The organism is Comamonas sp. Y33R10-2 (genome assembly GCF_019355935.1).
Lineage (GTDB): Bacteria > Pseudomonadota > Gammaproteobacteria > Burkholderiales > Burkholderiaceae_C > Comamonas.
This window is the reverse complement of sequence record NZ_CP079925.1, coordinates 1,776,874-1,792,244: the sequence shown is the minus strand read 5'-3', so window position 1 is coordinate 1,792,244 and position 15,371 is coordinate 1,776,874. Positions and strand designations below refer to the sequence as shown.

Genomic DNA, 15,371 nt, shown 5'->3' with positions numbered 1-15,371 from the left:
GCTATGCTTTAGCCACCGTCTGTGGGCAGGTTCGCTCAGAAAAACGATTCACAATGGCGATTCTGTAGTCTGCAATCAAAAGCAAAAAGCGCTGCAAATGCAGCGCTTTTGTTGAAATGTGTCGTTCAATTAGAACGCGGGAACGACAGCACCCTTGTATTTTTCGATGATGAACTTCTTGGTCTCTGCGGAGTGCAGGGCGCCCATCAACTTGGCAATGTCTGCACCGCCTGCGCGATCCTTGCGGGCCGCAACGATGTTGGTGTAGGGCGAATCAGCACCTTCGATGAACAAAGCGTCCTTGGTGGGATTCAACTTTGCTTCAATGGCGTAATTGGTGTTGATCAAAGCCAGATCCACGTCAGCCAGTGCGCGGGGCAGCAGAGGGGCTTCCAGTTCCTTGAACTTCAGCTTCTTGGGGTTCTTGGTAATTTCCAGCGCGGTGGGCGTCAGGCTTTTGGGGTCCTTGAGCTCGATCAGACCTTGCTTTGCCAGCAAAATCAGGGCGCGGCCGCCGTTGGATGGGTCATTAGGGATGGCGATGGTTGCGCCATTCTTCAGATCCTTAATGTTTTTGATCTTGCTGGAGTAAGCGCCGAAGGGCTCCACATGTACCTTGCCATTGGGCACGGCGACCAGCGAGGTCTTGCGATCCTTGTTATAGCTGTCCAGGTAAGGCTGGTGCTGGAAGAAGTTGGCGTCCAGTTGCTTGTCTTCCACGGCTGCATTGGGCTGAACGTAGTCGCTGAACTCCTTGATTTCGAGATCAATGCCCTGAGCCTTCAAGGCGGGCTTGATAAAGTTCAGGATTTCGGCGTGTGGCACGGCCGTTGCCGCCACTTTCAGAACTTCGGCTTGGGCCGACAGCGCCAGAGTGGCAATAGCGATAGCAGAGAGAGCTTTCTTCAACATGGGGTCAGACCTTCTTCGGCAAGTTGCAAAAAATCCCTTGGCCTTATACCGGCCGCGGTGAAGTTAGGTGCATAGTCTAGTGCGGCGCACCAAAGCTGGAAGGACATTTTTCTTATTTGGTTATAAGAACGTCGTTTTTTATTCAAATTCTTGCATTTTTTGAATTGCCTCATCTCTCATGACCCCCGAAACGCTTGAGCGCCTAGTGCGCGTGCAAATGCCCTATGGCAAATACAAAGGCCGCCTGATTGCCGACTTGCCGGGCAATTACCTCAATTGGTTTGCCCGAGAGGGCTTTCCCAAAGGTGAAATTGGGCAGTTGCTGGCCTTGATGCAGGAGCTGGACCATAACGGTTTGAGTGAGCTGCTGGAGCCGATCCGCAAGGCGGCAGGGCTGAGGCCCAGAGCGCAGGAGTAGTTGCCGTGAAAATAAAAAGCCCCTGAGTGATGCTAAGTCACTCAGGGGCTTTTTGTGGGCAGTTGCCTTGTAACAGCCCTTGTACTGCCTTTGTGAACGGCTTTAAGAGTCGTTCTAAGTAAGTTTAGAACATGTCCAAAGGCAGCGCCATGACGCTGGCAGCGCCATTGATCACAGAATCTGCTTGGCCGGGCACACGCGTCAGGATGTGCTCTGCATAGAATTGCGCAGTGGCCAGTTTGGCTTGCATAAAGGCGGCGTCTTGGCCGTTTTTCAGCTGCTGCTCTGCGACTAGAACTGAGCGGCCCAGTTGCCAGCCGGCCACCAGATTGCCTGTCAGCATCAAGTAGGGCACGCTGCCTGCATAAACGGCATTGGGATCAGTCTTGGCATGAGCTGCGATGAACTCAACCACTTGCACAAAGGCTTGGCTGGCTTGCGCCAGATGTTTGGCAACCGTTTTGGCTACGGCACTGTCACTGGCGATGAGTTCAACTTCGGTTTTTTCAATCTGGGCAGCGATGGCTTTGGCCGTTTCGCCGCCATCACGGGCGGTTTTGCGGCCTACCAGATCGTTGGCCTGAATGGCGGTTGTGCCTTCGTAAATAGTCAAGATCTTGGCGTCGCGGTAGTACTGGGCAGCGCCAGTTTCTTCGATAAAGCCCATGCCACCGTGCACTTGCACGCCCAAGCTGGTCACTTCCAGACTCATCTCGGTGCTATAGCCCTTGACCAGCGGCACCATGAATTCATAGAAGGTGGCGTTGGCCGCACGCACCGCTGCATCGGGGTGGTGGTGAGACGCATCGTAAGCGGCAGCGGCTGTGGTGGCCATGGCGCGGCAGCCTTCGTTGAAGGCGCGCATGGTCATCAGCATGCGGCGCACGTCGGGGTGGTGAATGATGGTGGTGCTGGCTTTGACGGATCCATCCACAGGGCGGCTTTGTACGCGATCTTTAGCGTATGCCACGGCATGCTGGTAGGCGCGCTCGGCGACGGCCAGACCTTGCACGCCCACAGCGTAGCGGGCCGCATTCATCATGATGAACATGTATTCGAGGCCGCGGTTTTCTTCACCGACCAGATAGCCCACAGCGCCGGCTCCTGCGCTGTCTGCAATGCTTGCCGCTGTGCCGTCGCCAAACTGCAGCACGGTCGTGGGCGATGCCTTGATGCCCATTTTGTGCTCGATGCTGACGCAGTGCACATCGTTGCGCTGTCCCAATGAGCTATCTTTGTTGACCAAAAATTTAGGCACTACAAACAGACTGATGCCCTTGACGCCTTCAGGCGCACCTGCCACACGGGCCAGCACTAGGTGGACGATGTTGTCCGCCATGTCGTGCTCGCCATAGGTGATAAAGATCTTGGTGCCAAACACCTTGTAGCTGCCGTCACCTTGCGGATCGGCCTTGGTGCGCACAAGCGCCAGATCGGAGCCGGCCTGAGGCTCAGTCAGGTTCATGGTGCCAGTCCACTCGCCGGTCACCAGCTTTTCAAGGTAGGTCGCCTTTAGCTCGTCGCTGCCAGCCGTCAGCAGGGCTTCAATCGCGCCATCGGTCAGCAGCGGGCACAGGGCAAAGCTCAGGTTGGCGCTGTTGAGCATTTCGATGCAGGCTGCGCCAATCGTCTTGGGCAGGCCTTGGCCGCCAAAATCGCCAGGGTGTTGCAGACCTTGCCAGCCGCCTTCGGCGTATTGCTTGAAGGCATCGGCAAAACCGGGTGTGGTGGTGACCTTGCCATCTTTGAAGGATGAGGGGTTCATGTCGCCCTCCACATTCAAGGGGGCGACAACCGTTTCGCAGAGTTTGGCGCATTCTTCTAAAACCGCTTGAGCCGTTTCCAGTCCTGCATCTTCAAAGCCGGGTAGCTGAGCGACTTGCTCGATTTCGGCTAAATGCTCCATGTTGAACAACATGTCTTTGATGGGGGCGGTATAGGTCATCGTTACGGTTTCCTTGAAAGGTTGTCTATGCACTGGCGTCTTCAGGGCCAGTCCTTTGTTCTACTTTGGGCAGCGTGCGCGCCATGACAGCGCTGCTGTAATCGCGTCTTCATATCTTGACGGATACATTAAAGATCCTGCCTGAGTATTGAGTTGACGTTTACGTAAGCGGAATGATTTTAGGGCCTGTTTCAGAGGCTGCAATTCGCAGTCTGAAGCTTCTTGTGAGGCCTGTCAGCAATCTTTGAGATTGATTGGTATTTTGAGGTGCGCTGAAGCTAGATGATTTGAAAGAATATTCAAATTCGATAGCTGCTAGTCCCCGCTCAATATTGGTTGCAGCATAAAAATAAGCTGGAAATGAAAAAAGGAGCACGGTAGGTGCTCCTTTTTTTGAAGTGATGCTGTTTACAGCTTGCGCAGTCTGGAGGCCGCTTCAACCAAGGTGTCATCCTTTTTGGCGAAGCAAAAACGCACCACACGCTGATCGAAACCATCTCCGTAGAACGCTGACATAGGAATGGCTGCCACTCCAATTTCTTTGACTAGCCATTGGCAAAACTCGGCCTCATTGAGCTCAGAGACTGAAGAAATATCAGCGCACAAAAAGTAGGTGCCAGCCGTGGGCAGCAGCTTCAGGCGCGAGCCTTGCAAACCGCTCAAGAACAGATCGCGTTTGGCTTGGTAAAAAGCGGAGAGGTTCAGGTAAGGCGCGGGGTCTTGCATGTACTGCGCCAGACCCGCCTGCATGGGCGTGTTGACGGTGAACACGTTGAACTGGTGCAGCTTGCGAAATTCAGCCGTTAGCGCGGCGGGCGCGGCGACGGTGCCGACCTTCCAGCCTGTCACGTGAAAAGTTTTGCCAAAGCTCGAGACGATAAAGGCGCGTTCGGCAAGGCCGGGGTAGCGGGCGCTGCTCAGGTGCTGGGCGCCGTCGTAGACCATGTGCTCATACACTTCGTCGCTGATGAGAAGCACATTGGTGGGGGCGAGCAGCGCTTCGAGTTGGCGCATTTCCGCATCAGTCCAGATGGTGGCACTGGGGTTGTGCGGGCTGTTGATGATTAAAAGGCGCGTGCGCGGCGTGATGGCTGCTGCGATTTTTGCAAAGTCAGGGCGAAAGCTGCCGGGCGTGAGAGCCACGCGCACAGGGATGCCGCCTGCAGTTTCAATATTGGGCACATAGCTGTCGTAGCAGGGGTCGAGCACGATGACTTCATCGCCTGCATGCACGGTGGCCAGGATGATGGTCAAAATGGCTTGGGTAGCGCCGGCGGTAATGGTGATTTCGCTGGCAGCGTCGTAGCGGTGTGCGTGCAGTGCTTCGATTTTAGAAGCGACTGCTTCGCGCAGCGCAGGCCAGCCGGTCATGGGCGGGTACTGGTTGTGGCCGGCGCGCATGGCATTGTTGACGGCGTCTAACAGCTTGGGGTCGCAGCCAAAATCCGGAAAGCCTTGACCGAGGTTGACGGCCTTGTGCTCAGCGGCCAGCGCCGACATGACGGAGAAAATGGTGGTGCCCACATTGGGCAGTTTGCTGGGGAAAGTGGGAGTCACGATAGTCTTGCAGTGCAGGCTCGGGGCATGGCCCCGGCGGGGGAAATTACAGTCCGAAGTCGTCCACGCTGCCATTCATGGCGCGGATGATGAGGTCGCGCGAGAGGCGGTCGCTGAGCAGCTCGGCAAACTTGTAGACAAAGTTACGCAAATAAGCGCCGCGCTTGATAGCTACGCGGGCAACGCTGGTGCCAAACAGATGTCCGACCGGACGCACGACGAGGTCGTTGAACGGGTCATCGCGCATTGCCATTTCAGCCACGATGCCGATACCCAAGCCTAGGCGCACATAGGTCTTGATCACGTCGGCATCAATCGCCTCCAGCACGATGTGCGGGTGCAGGCGGCGCATGGCAAATGCCTGATCTACCTTGCCGCGACCGGTAAAGGAGGGGTGGTAGGTAATCAGTGCTTCTTGTGCAATATCTTCCAGCGTGATGCGCTCTTTTTGCGCCAGCGGGTGACCTGTGGGGAAGACCAGCACATGCTGCCATTCATAGCAAGGCAAGGTGACCAGTTCTGGGTAGTCGGCCAGCGACTCGGTGGCCATGCCAATTTCAGCGACTTCATCGATCACCATGCGCGCTACTTCAGCGGGCGTGGCCTGATGCAAGCTGATGGTGACCTTGGGGTACATCTCACGCAAACGCGCCACGGCTGGCGGCAGCACATAGCGGGCTTGTGTGTGGGTGGTGGCAATGCTGAGCGTGCCGCTGTCTTGCGCGCTGTACTGCTCGCCGATGCGCTTGAGGTTGCCCACTTCGCGCATGATGAGTTCGATGCTTTTGAGAACTTCTTGGCCGGGCTCGGTAATGCGCTTGAGGCGCTTGCCGTGTCGAGCAAAGATGTCGATGCCCAACTCTTCCTCTAGCTCAATAATGGCTTTGGAGACGCCTGGCTGAGAGGTGTGCAAAGCCTTGGCAGCTTCGGTGAGGTTGAGGTTGCGGCGAGCGGCTTCTTGAACGAAGCGAAATTGATGCAGGTTCATGAGTGCATGGACTAAGAGCTTGCCTCATTATGCTTCAAATATCTAAAGAACCTATTTTTTAGCTTGATTTGATATGTTTGAGCCAGTGCTGTCGTCAACTCGGCGTTTGCCTGCTCATCTACTCACTCAATTGCTTCAATGGCAATTTGGGCAAGAAGCGCAGTCACTCTGGAGTTCTCGCCTGCCGCAGTTTGTAGATCGAAGCGGCAAGCTGGGTGCTGCAGGCGCAATTCGCCCAACAAGCGCGGAATGTCTTCACGCGCATGTTTACCGGTACCGAGAAACAGGGGCATCACCGTTAACTGGTTAACACCTTGCTCAATCAGCGCATTGGCTGCAGTGGGCAGATCGGGCGCGCAGGCCTCAAGATAAGCGCAGGCACAGGGCAGCTTGGGCTGGCTGGCTTGCACGGCGAGCAGCACAGCCTCAATTGGTTGGCGCCACAGGGGGTCTCTTGATCCATGGGCCAGCAAGATCATGCCGGCCCGGGTGGGCTGAGTGCTATGAGTGTTTGACATTGCTTAACGTCTGAGGACCAACCAGCCAAAGGCAGAAAGCGAAAGGGCTGTGTAAAGCATGCCCGGCGCTGCAGCAGCCAGCCAAGGCCACCACGATTGCAACGTGCCAATGTAGCCAAAAACGTTGTTGAGCAAGAAGAAGCTGATACCTGCCATCACGCCGCCAAACACATAGGCGGTGATGCCCCCAGAGCGGAAGTGCAGATAGGCAAAGGGCAGGGCGAGCACCACCATCACCAAGCAGCTAAGCGGGTAAAAGACCTTGCGCCAGAACTCAATTTCGTACTTTTGCGCGGCTTGGCCGTTGTCTTGCAAGTGTTGAACGAACTGGAACAGCGCAATCGTCGTCATGCGATCAGGCTTGAGCAGGGCGCCAGAAACCATGGATGCCGTGACCTTGGTGGGCCAGTTCATGCTGTCTTTACTGCTGCGGTCCATCTTGGTAATGTCACCGTTTTGCGTGACTTGGGTGGACTGCACGTCTTGCAGCTTCCATTGATCGTTTTCCTCATCCACTTGCGCAGACTTGGCATTAAATTGCGCTGCGATGCGGCCATTGGCATCAAACTCAAAGATGCGCACGTTCACAAATTCGCCCGGCTTTTGAATCGCGCCGACATTAATCGCAACCGAGTTCTGACCCTGTTTTTCTTTGAGCCAAGCACCGGTTGCGCCGCGAGAAATTTGGCCTTTGCCGATGACGCGCAGCTTTTGGCTCACACTTTCAGCCGCAGGTGCGATGTAGTCACCCACAGCGACGGTAAGCACTACAAAGCCCATGCCAAGAACCAGCAGCGTGCGCAGCGCAAGCCAAGGGCCCATGCCACTGGTGCGCATGATGGTGAACTCAGAGCTTTGCGCAAACTTCGCCATCACAAAAATAGCGCCAATCAGCACAGCAATGGGCATGAGCTCATAGAGGTGGCCGGGAATGGCCAAGGCCACAAACAGTAGGGCGAGCGTGGTGGTGTAGCCGCCACTGCCGACCCAGCGCATCTCATCGACCAAGTCAAAGAAGAAGAACAGCGCAAGGAATGCGAGCGTAACGTAGAGCACCGCTTGAATGACTTCGCGGTAAATCAGATTGCGAAGAACTTTCATCGTGCCGACTCCTGGCTGGCATGGCTGCGGCGCAGCAGATCGCGGGGTGACCAACGTAAGTGGCGTGCCAGTAAGACAAGAACACTGCAGACCAAAATACTGCCGTGCAGCAGTCCCAAAATGCCCCACATGCCAATTTTGTTGGCGCTGACCCAGCTCTCGCCTAGTGTCATAAGGTTGTAGTAAACGATGAAGGCAAACAGGGCGATCATCAAGCTGGAGCTGTTGCCTGCGCGAGGGTTCACGCTAGAGATGGCGAGACCCAAAATGACAAAGTTCAGTGCGGCAAAGGGCAGGCCCAACCGCCATGCCAGCACGGAGCGGGCAATGGGTTCATCTCGACCAATGAGTTCTTTGGTAGGCATGCTGCGCGCCGCCATCTCTTGCATGGCTACGGGACTGTCGTTATCGACCTTAACGCCGTATTCCTTGAAGTCGGTGATGCGAGTCGTGCCGTCATCGGTGCGCGTTTCCATGCGCTGTCCATTTTCCAAAACCACCATACGCTGGCCATTGATGGTGGCAATGTGCGCACCCTTGGCAGATGTGACAGATTCTTTGCCGGGGTCGCGTGAGACCACAAAGACGTTGCTGGCCGCCATATCGGATGGGGAGTCTTTGTCTACAAAGAACACGCGTGTGCCGCCAGCGGATTCTTGAAACTCGCCGGGAGCGATACGGTCCAAATCGCTGCGCTGCTGAAACTGGGTTTTGATTTGCTCAATTTGCTGATAAGACCAAGGCAAAACGCCAAGCGCCAACACGGCGGTGATCAAAATCACGGGCCAGGCAAAACGCAGCAAGGGGCGCAGCAGGCTGGCGAGGCCTTGACCAGCGGCGAACCAGATGACCATCTCACTGTCGCGGTACATGCGCGACAGGGACCCCACAATGGCGACAAATAGGCTCAGGCCCAAAATAGTGGGCAGTTGCCCGAGCACGGTGAAGCCCATGACCAGCATCACGTCGGAAGGGCTGACACTGCCCTTATAAGCTTGGCCCAGGGTGCGAATCAGCATCATGGTCATCACCACAGTGATGAGAACCACAGCTGTAGCACCAAAGCTGCGCGCTAGCTCTTTGCGTATGGATGAATCGAATAACATTGGCTAAAAGGAAAACACCGATTATGAACTTTGAACTGAAGGCTCTGACCGCAGCAGCCGCGGCACGCGAAAAATGTGATCTGCTGCTGGTGCTGGTTTCCGCGCAGGCTGCCTTGGGTAGCGATGCATTGGGCGCCATGGCAGCTCATGCAATCAAACAGGGTGATTTTGCCCTGTCTTGCGGCAAACAATTGGCTTTGTACCAAGTGCCCGCAATTGCTGCTCGCCGAGTCGTGCTGCTGGGCGTGGGCGCAGGCACGGCAAAAGAAGTGCGCAACGCTTTGGCTGGCTGCGCTGTAGCGCTCAAGTCCGAGGGTGTTGCCAAGGCGGTGGTCAGTCTAGCTTTTGAGGCCAGCGCGCAAGTCGCAGCTGCTGCCGTGCAGGCCTTGGCTGATGCGACTTACCTGTATACCCATACCAAATCGAAAGCCAAGCCGATTACTCTGACCAAAGTAGTGCTGGGTGTTACTTCGAAAAACGCTGCTTTGAGCGCCGCTTTTGAGACCGCCGTGGCGCAGCAAGAAGGTGTGGCTGTGGCGCGTGAATGGGCTAACCGCCCCGCTAACTATTCCACCCCCACGATGCTGGCCAATGCCGCCAAGAGCATTGCCAAGGCAGCGCGCATGACGTGCAAGATTCATGGCCCGGCCGAAGTGGCAAAGTTGGGTATGGGTGCTTTCATGGCCGTAGCTCAAGGCTCGCGTGAGCCGCTGCGCTTGATTGAGCTGCACTACAACGGCGCGGCTAAGACCGATGCGCCGATTGTGCTGGTGGGCAAGGGCATTACTTTTGATACCGGCGGTATCTCGATTAAGCCTGCCGCTGAGATGGATGAGATGAAGTACGACATGGGCGGCGCAGCCAGCGTGCTTGGTGTGTTCCAGTCTTTGGCTAAGCTGCAGCCTGCCATCAATGTGGTGGGTTTGATCCCCGCTTGCGAAAACATGCCCGATGGCGCTGCCGTCAAGCCCGGTGATGTGGTTACCAGCATGAGTGGCCAGACCATTGAAATTTTGAACACGGACGCTGAAGGCCGTTTGGTGTTGTGCGATGCACTGCATTACGCTGCACGTTTTAAGCCCACCGCCCTCGTTGATATGGCCACGCTCACCGGTGCTTGCGTGATCGCTTTGGGCGGCCTGCGCAGTGGTCTGTTCTCTACCAATGACGAGCTGGCTGCCTCGCTGCAAAGCGCGGGTGATGCGGCGCTGGACCCTTGCTGGCGCATGCCGCTGGACGACGAGTACGCGGACGGTCTCAAGAGCAATTTTGCCGACATGGGCAATGTGGCCGGTCGTGCTGGCGGTGCGGTGACAGCCGCTAAATTCTTGCAAAAGTTTGTCGGCGACATTCCTTGGGCACACTTGGATATCGCGGGTACCGCTTGGAAGAGCGGCGCGGCCAAGGGCGCGACCGGTCGTCCCGTGGGCTTGCTGCTGCAATACTTGCTGGCTCAGGCGAAGTCTCCTGCAAAGGCAGTCAAAGTGGTCAAGGTAGTTAAGTCTGTCAAGACCACCACGGCAGCTCGTTCAGCAGCCCGAAAGAGCCCAGTCAAACCAGCGGCTTCGCGTCGCACTACAGCCAAGGCATCGGCTTAAAGGAAGTCGGCTGGCGTGGCTTGGAAACAAGCTACCGCCAGCTGCAAGTGATGTGACAGAAATTGCCTTTCATTTCAATGCGCCAGACAAGCTGGGCTATGTGTGCCGATTTGCACGCAAGGCCTTGCGTCATGGCGCGCGTTTGGTTGTCGTTGGCGATGAAGCTGTGTTGACTCGGCTTTCAGCGAGGCTTTGGAGTGTGTCTTCGACAGACTTTCTCGCCCATGCCACTGCGGCAGATGGGGGAGAGTTGCTCGCGGTGTCTCCTATCGTGCTAGCAGCGCAGCTGCAAGACTTGCCACACCACAATGTGCTTGTGAATCTAACGCCGCAGATCCCAGAAGGTTTTGAGCGCTTTGAGCGCGTGGTGGAAATTGTTTCTTCAAGTGACGAAATGGACCGCCAAGAGGCACGTACGCGCTGGCGCGACTACGAAGCGCGCGGTTTTGCTATTGTTCGACATGATCTGAATCTCAAGGGTTAAACCATGAATTCATCATCCAAGACTCCTCCTCGTTTCATTCCTACGCTAACTGAAGAGGTTGCCCCGGCTGCTGCTCCAGAAGCAGCAGATGACTCCTCCGCCCATGCTGGTGAACACAGTGAGAGCAGCTCTGCGCTGGAGGAGTCAATAAACCAAGTGGCCCGTGTGCTGACCCAGCCAGAGTCGCATGAAAGTACCGCACCCAAGCCGAGAGCTTCGTTTCACTCCCCGTGGTTGGCAGACGGTCTTTATGTGCGCGGTCAAGCTGCATCTATTCCGCATGAGCTACCGCCGTTACCCGAGTCATTGCCACCTCAGCAGCCATTTGCGCAGAGTGCAGAAGTAGAGCCTGCTAGCAATCAAGCTGCTGCACTGATTGAAGTTCCGGATTTGCCGGCCAATGAGGTGGATGTAAACGGTGAGCTTGACGAAGTAGAAGCAGCGGGTACGCCTAAGCCATCTCAATTGACAGCCTCACCTGATTCAGAGATACCGACTGCATTTGCGGCAAGTATCTCTGAAGAGCAATTGGTCAACCGCCTAATGCAGCGTATTGACTTGGTGCTGGAGCAGCGACTTAAAGCAGCGATTGAGCAGGTTGTGGAGGCGCAAACTCGCTCGCTCGTGCTGCATCTGCGTGATGAGTTGGAGTCGCTTGTACGCCACTCAGTTCATGAGGCAGTTGAGAGTGAATTCGAGCAACACCCGCTGCTTACGGAACATCTCAAAGACAGGTAAAAACTTGGTACTGCAGCCACTGATTAGTGGCGTTGAAGCGAATCCCGTGAGCCTAGTCGCCCGGTCATTGCTCATGAATGAGTCACTTGGATGTATCACCAAGCTGTATCACTTAGGCAATAAAAAAGCCTTGGTTTTAGTAACCAAGGCTTTGAAATTCTGGCGGAAGACAGCTGGAGTCGAACCAACCCAGGAGTGACTGACACCCCTCACCGGGTTTGAAGCCCGGCCGCACCACCGGGCACGATTGCCTTCCTTTTACACAAAAATTGTACGTGCAACTCTTGTAGAAGATAGAAGAGTGATTGTAGCGAGCAATTGGGTGGTGATTGCGCCAATTGTTGAGATAGCCTCGTTCTCAAGAGCGTTTAATTTTTGCTAATTTGATAGCAAGCACCCGAAGTACCGTATGGACTACAGGTCTGAGGAGTATTAAGTTCAAAGCACAGAGCTTTTCCATTGCACATCGGGGCGCAGCAGGTGGGCATCACGCACGCGGCGGGTATAGCCTATGCGGTCGAAGAACTCAAGAATCTGAATGGCGCGTTTGCGGCCTAGGCCCGTGGCATCGCGAAAGGCGCGGGCTTCGATCTCGCTGTTGGGATTTTGGGCGGCAATCTCAGCACTCAAGGCTGCCAATTCATCCATACGCTCTGGCGCATAAAACAAGTCTTTGACCACCTGAAACACCAAGCCTTGACGCGAGAGCTTTTTGAGCAATTGGCGTACGACTTCTTCGCCTGCGCTGTGGTCGCTGGCCAAATCGCGCACCCAAGGTGGATCGAAGCGGGCTTCGGTGATGGCGGGCAGAAGTTTTTCGGCCAGCGTCTGCTCGGCACTGCTAAGCTGGACGCTGTGCTGCGGCAGGTGCAGCCATGCCCCAGTGCTGCTGAGTTGTTTTTGCATCAGCAGGGAATCGATCAGCCCTTGATAGAGCGCGTCGTAACTGGCATGTTGCAGGCCGGGCAAAGCCATGCGGCGCAGACGGGCGGCGTTAACGCCGGGCTCATCTGGCGACTTTTCGTGAAAGCGACTCAGGCTTTCGAATACCTGCGCTTGCAACTGCTGCCAGCGTTGCTCACCGATGAGCAGTGCATCGCCGTTAGCGGTGGGCAATTGAATGGTGTGGCTGATACCGTTGTCGCTTAGCGCATGGCCGCTTAAGCGCATGAGTTGCGAGCGGGCGATGCCATGCGGTGCTTGTGCAATCAGTGCCGAAAAATCTTGGCGCGTGATGAGCTGCTCTAGCGCGTCAAGATATGCCATGCGCTCGGGGCTGCGGCGCTTGCGGGCGGGGGCGTAGGGGTCAAGCACCATGCCGCCTGCAATGGTGCGGCTGGCTTGGGCATTGCGCAAAATGAGTCGGTCGCCGGGGAGGGTGAGCACGGGTGCATCCAGTACCAGTTGCACTCGGGTCTCGGTACCTGGCTCAATCGCTGTGTCTTGCAGCAAGGCAATATGGCCGGTGGTGCGTTTGGTGCCAAGGTGTGCATGTACGGCCGTCCACTGCGCAAGCGCTGGGGCTTCGCTGAGCAGGTGCAGATGGATGTCCATGCGATCTGTGGCTTGCAGCAGGTGCGCATCCATGATCCAGTCGCCGCGCTCGATATCTTCTTTGGCAAGACCTGCGATGTTCAGTGCGCAGCGTTGGCCGGCCACTCCCACATCACTGCTTTGGTTTTGGGCATGAATGCTGCGCACTCGCACGGCTTGGCCGCTGGCCGAGTGCACCAAGGTGTCGCCCACTTTGACTTGGCCGTTGAAGACGGTGCCGGTGACCACGGTGCCTTGGCCGGGCAGGGTAAAAGCGCGATCAACAGCCAGTCTGAACAGGCCGCCTTGTGGGCGGGCAGTCATCATTTGGGCCTGCACATGCAAATGCTCGCGCAGGGCTTGTACGCCTGCGTTATCGGCTTGTGCGGCGTTGGTCTCAAAGATGGGGCTGTCTGCTAGCGCTGTGACCGAAAGGATGGCGTTAATTTCGCGGCGCACATCGGCCAGGCGCTCGGGCAGTACACGGTCGGCCTTGGTCAGCGCGACGGTGCCGCGCTTGACGCCCAGTAGTTGCAGTATTTCTAGGTGCTCTATGGTTTGCGGCATCACGCCGTCATCGGCGGCGACGACGAGTAGGGCATGGTCAATGCCCACGGCCCCTGCAGCCATGGTATGCACGAATTTTTCGTGGCCGGGCACGTCGATGATGCCCAGAACATCACCGTTGGGCAGCGGGCTGTAGGCATAGCCCAGTTCGATGGAAATGCCGCGGGCTTTCTCTTCCTTAAGGCGATCAGTCTCTACGCCGGTAAGCGCGCGAACTAGGGTGGTCTTGCCGTGGTCGATATGGCCTGCGGTTCCGATAATCATGGGTGCTAGTCTTATTTTGATAGCTGCTAGTGCTTATGTATCAAGCACTGCAAGGCATTTTTGTATCAAGTGTGCGTGGGCTGGCAGGCCTAGGTAGGCATAGGAGGTTGTTAGCCTAGTTGCGCAAGCTGTTCGATAAACAAGGCTTGTGCAGCGCTTTCAAGGCAGCGCAGGTCTAGCCAGAAAGCATCGTCATGCAGGCGGCCAATGACGGGGCGCGGCAGGGTGCGAAAGCGCGCTTCGAGTTGGGTGAGCTGACGACCGGCCTGCTTGCCGCTGACAGGGTAAATTTTCAGCCCAAAGCTGGGCAGGTTTTCAATGGGTAGGGCGCCGCTGCCAATTTGGCTGTTCATGGCAGCGGTCTCCACCACAAAGCCTTGGCCCAAGGCTTGCTGAAGCAAAGGCTGCAACTGCTCGGCTTGGGCCTGCATATCGGCCGCTTTGCGGGTGAACAGGCGCAGCGTGGTCAGTTCCTCGGCCAATTTTTCGGGGTTGAGGTATAGGCGCAGCGTGGGCTCTAGCGCGGCCAGCGTGATTTTGCCTACTCGCAGGGCACGCTTGAGAGGGTTTTTTTTGATCTGCGCAATCAGCTCTTTTTTGCCCACGATGATGCCGGCCTGCGGGCCGCCCAGCAGCTTGTCGCCGCTGAAAGTAACGATGTCGGCGCCGGATTCGACTGTTTCACGCACTGTGACTTCATAGGGCAGGCCCCAGTCACGCATATCGATCAGAGTGCCGCTGCCCAGGTCGACGATCATGGGCAGTTGGTGCTCGTGCGCAATGCGCGCTACATCGGCGTCGCTTACGGCTTTGGTAAAGCCAGTGATGGCGTAGTTGCTGCAATGCACCTTCATCAGCGCGCCGGTTTGCTCGCTGATGGCGCCTGCATAGTCTTTCTCGTGCGTGCGGTTGGTGGTGCCGACCTCGATCAGCTTGGCACCCGCGCGGGTCATCACGTCAGGGATGCGGAAGGCGCCGCCAATCTCCACCAACTCGCCGCGCGAGACGATGACCTCTTTGCCCATGGCCATGGTGGACAGCACCAGCAGCACGGCGGCGGCATTGTTGTTGACGACGGTTGCAGCTTCTGCGCCGGTCAACTCGCAGATCAGCGATTCAACCAAGTCATCGCGGTCACCACGGCCGCCGCTTTGAAGGTCGTATTCAAGGTTGGCAGGCGCGCTCATGGCTTGCACCACCGCATCAATAGCCGCTTGGGGCAGCAGGGCGCGGCCCAAATTGGTGTGCAGCACTGTGCCAGTGAGGTTGATGACGGGTTGCAGGCGGGGTGCAAAGCGCTCTTGCAACTGGCGCTGGGCGCTTTGCACAATGCTGGCTAGGCTGGCCTGCACGGCTTGGCCGGGTTGATCGGCTGAGCCCAGCAGTTGCTGGCGCAACTGCGTCAGTACGTCACGTGCGGCCTTGGTGCATGCCTGCAGCCCATAAGCCTCGCGCAGGGACTGCATCTCAGCGGTGAGCAAGACCTTGTCCACGGCGGGCAGCTGTGATGGATGCGAAATTTCGGTGAAGGTCGCTGCGGTAGAGCTCATGGACAGGGGTTCTGAATCTTAGAAATGAAAAAGGCGGCAGGTTTTACACCTGCCGCCTTCATTATGGTGGCGGTTTGCCTTAGTAAGCCTTT

At 56.6% G+C, this 15,371-nt stretch carries 13 protein-coding genes and 1 tRNA gene; 4 read left to right on the top strand and 10 right to left on the bottom strand.

The window, feature by feature from the left end; translation table 11 throughout:
• Positions 1-129: 129 nt before the first annotated feature.
• On the bottom strand, positions 130-912 hold the full coding sequence (locus tag KUF54_RS08040) for a MetQ/NlpA family ABC transporter substrate-binding protein (protein ID WP_219346102.1): 783 nt from the start codon (positions 910-912) through the stop codon (positions 130-132).
• Between the two features lie 178 nt (positions 913-1,090).
• Here KUF54_RS08040 and KUF54_RS08035 point away from each other — a divergent pair, with 178 nt between their 5' ends.
• Entirely contained in the window at positions 1,091-1,330 is a 240-nt protein-coding gene (locus KUF54_RS08035; RefSeq protein WP_219346101.1) for a DUF3820 family protein, read from the top strand.
• 124 nt (positions 1,331-1,454) lie between these two features.
• Here the strand turns inward: KUF54_RS08035 and KUF54_RS08030 are convergent, their stop codons facing one another.
• From KUF54_RS08030 to lptF, 6 genes are all read right to left on the bottom strand, one after another.
• On the bottom strand, positions 1,455-3,275 hold the full coding sequence (locus tag KUF54_RS08030; protein ID WP_219346100.1) for an acyl-CoA dehydrogenase: 1,821 nt from the start codon (positions 3,273-3,275) through the stop codon (positions 1,455-1,457).
• A 408-nt stretch (positions 3,276-3,683) separates the two neighbouring features.
• Positions 3,684-4,850, bottom strand: a complete 1,167-nt coding sequence (locus KUF54_RS08025) for a pyridoxal phosphate-dependent aminotransferase (RefSeq protein WP_219346325.1) — start codon at positions 4,848-4,850, stop codon at positions 3,684-3,686.
• 28 nt (positions 4,851-4,878) lie between these two features.
• Entirely contained in the window at positions 4,879-5,820 is a 942-nt protein-coding gene (locus tag KUF54_RS08020) for a CysB family HTH-type transcriptional regulator (RefSeq protein WP_219346099.1), read from the bottom strand.
• A gap of 122 nt (positions 5,821-5,942) precedes the next feature.
• Positions 5,943-6,338 carry a sirohydrochlorin chelatase gene (locus tag KUF54_RS08015; protein ID WP_219346098.1) on the bottom strand — a complete coding sequence of 132 codons (396 nt, stop codon included), beginning with the start codon at positions 6,336-6,338 and terminating at the stop codon, positions 5,943-5,945.
• Between the two features lie 3 nt (positions 6,339-6,341).
• Positions 6,342-7,439 (bottom strand): LPS export ABC transporter permease LptG, encoded by a 1,098-nt coding sequence (gene lptG, locus KUF54_RS08010; protein ID WP_219346097.1) that lies wholly within the window; start codon positions 7,437-7,439, stop codon positions 6,342-6,344.
• Positions 7,436-8,545, bottom strand: coding sequence for an LPS export ABC transporter permease LptF (lptF, locus tag KUF54_RS08005; protein ID WP_219346096.1), 1,110 nt, complete (start codon positions 8,543-8,545; stop codon positions 7,436-7,438). The genes lptG and lptF overlap by 4 nt, the downstream gene beginning before the upstream one ends.
• A 23-nt stretch (positions 8,546-8,568) precedes the next feature.
• On the opposite strand from lptF, the gene KUF54_RS08000 reads away from it, so the two are divergent.
• Genes KUF54_RS08000 through KUF54_RS07990 form a run of 3 tightly spaced genes read left to right on the top strand, consistent with a single transcriptional unit; the run spans position 8,569 to position 11,365 of the window.
• On the top strand, positions 8,569-10,143 hold the full coding sequence (locus tag KUF54_RS08000; RefSeq protein ID WP_219346095.1) for a leucyl aminopeptidase: 1,575 nt from the start codon (positions 8,569-8,571) through the stop codon (positions 10,141-10,143).
• Positions 10,144-10,195: 52 nt separating this feature from the next.
• Positions 10,196-10,627 (top strand): DNA polymerase III subunit chi, encoded by a 432-nt coding sequence (locus KUF54_RS07995; protein ID WP_219346094.1) that lies wholly within the window; start codon positions 10,196-10,198, stop codon positions 10,625-10,627.
• Positions 10,628-10,630: 3 nt separating this feature from the next.
• Complete coding sequence (locus tag KUF54_RS07990; RefSeq protein ID WP_219346093.1) at positions 10,631-11,365, top strand: hypothetical protein; 735 nt, start codon at positions 10,631-10,633, stop codon at positions 11,363-11,365.
• Positions 11,366-11,525: 160 nt separating this feature from the next.
• Here the strand turns inward: KUF54_RS07990 and KUF54_RS07985 are convergent.
• The 3 genes from KUF54_RS07985 to selA form a co-directional block, all read right to left on the bottom strand.
• Positions 11,526-11,621 (bottom strand) — tRNA-Sec (locus KUF54_RS07985).
• A gap of 182 nt (positions 11,622-11,803) precedes the next feature.
• Positions 11,804-13,729, bottom strand: a complete 1,926-nt coding sequence (gene selB, locus KUF54_RS07980) for a selenocysteine-specific translation elongation factor (RefSeq protein WP_219346092.1) — start codon at positions 13,727-13,729, stop codon at positions 11,804-11,806.
• A gap of 110 nt (positions 13,730-13,839) precedes the next feature.
• Complete coding sequence (gene selA / locus KUF54_RS07975; protein ID WP_219346091.1) at positions 13,840-15,279, bottom strand: L-seryl-tRNA(Sec) selenium transferase; 1,440 nt, start codon at positions 15,277-15,279, stop codon at positions 13,840-13,842.
• Positions 15,280-15,371 lie beyond the last annotated feature (92 nt).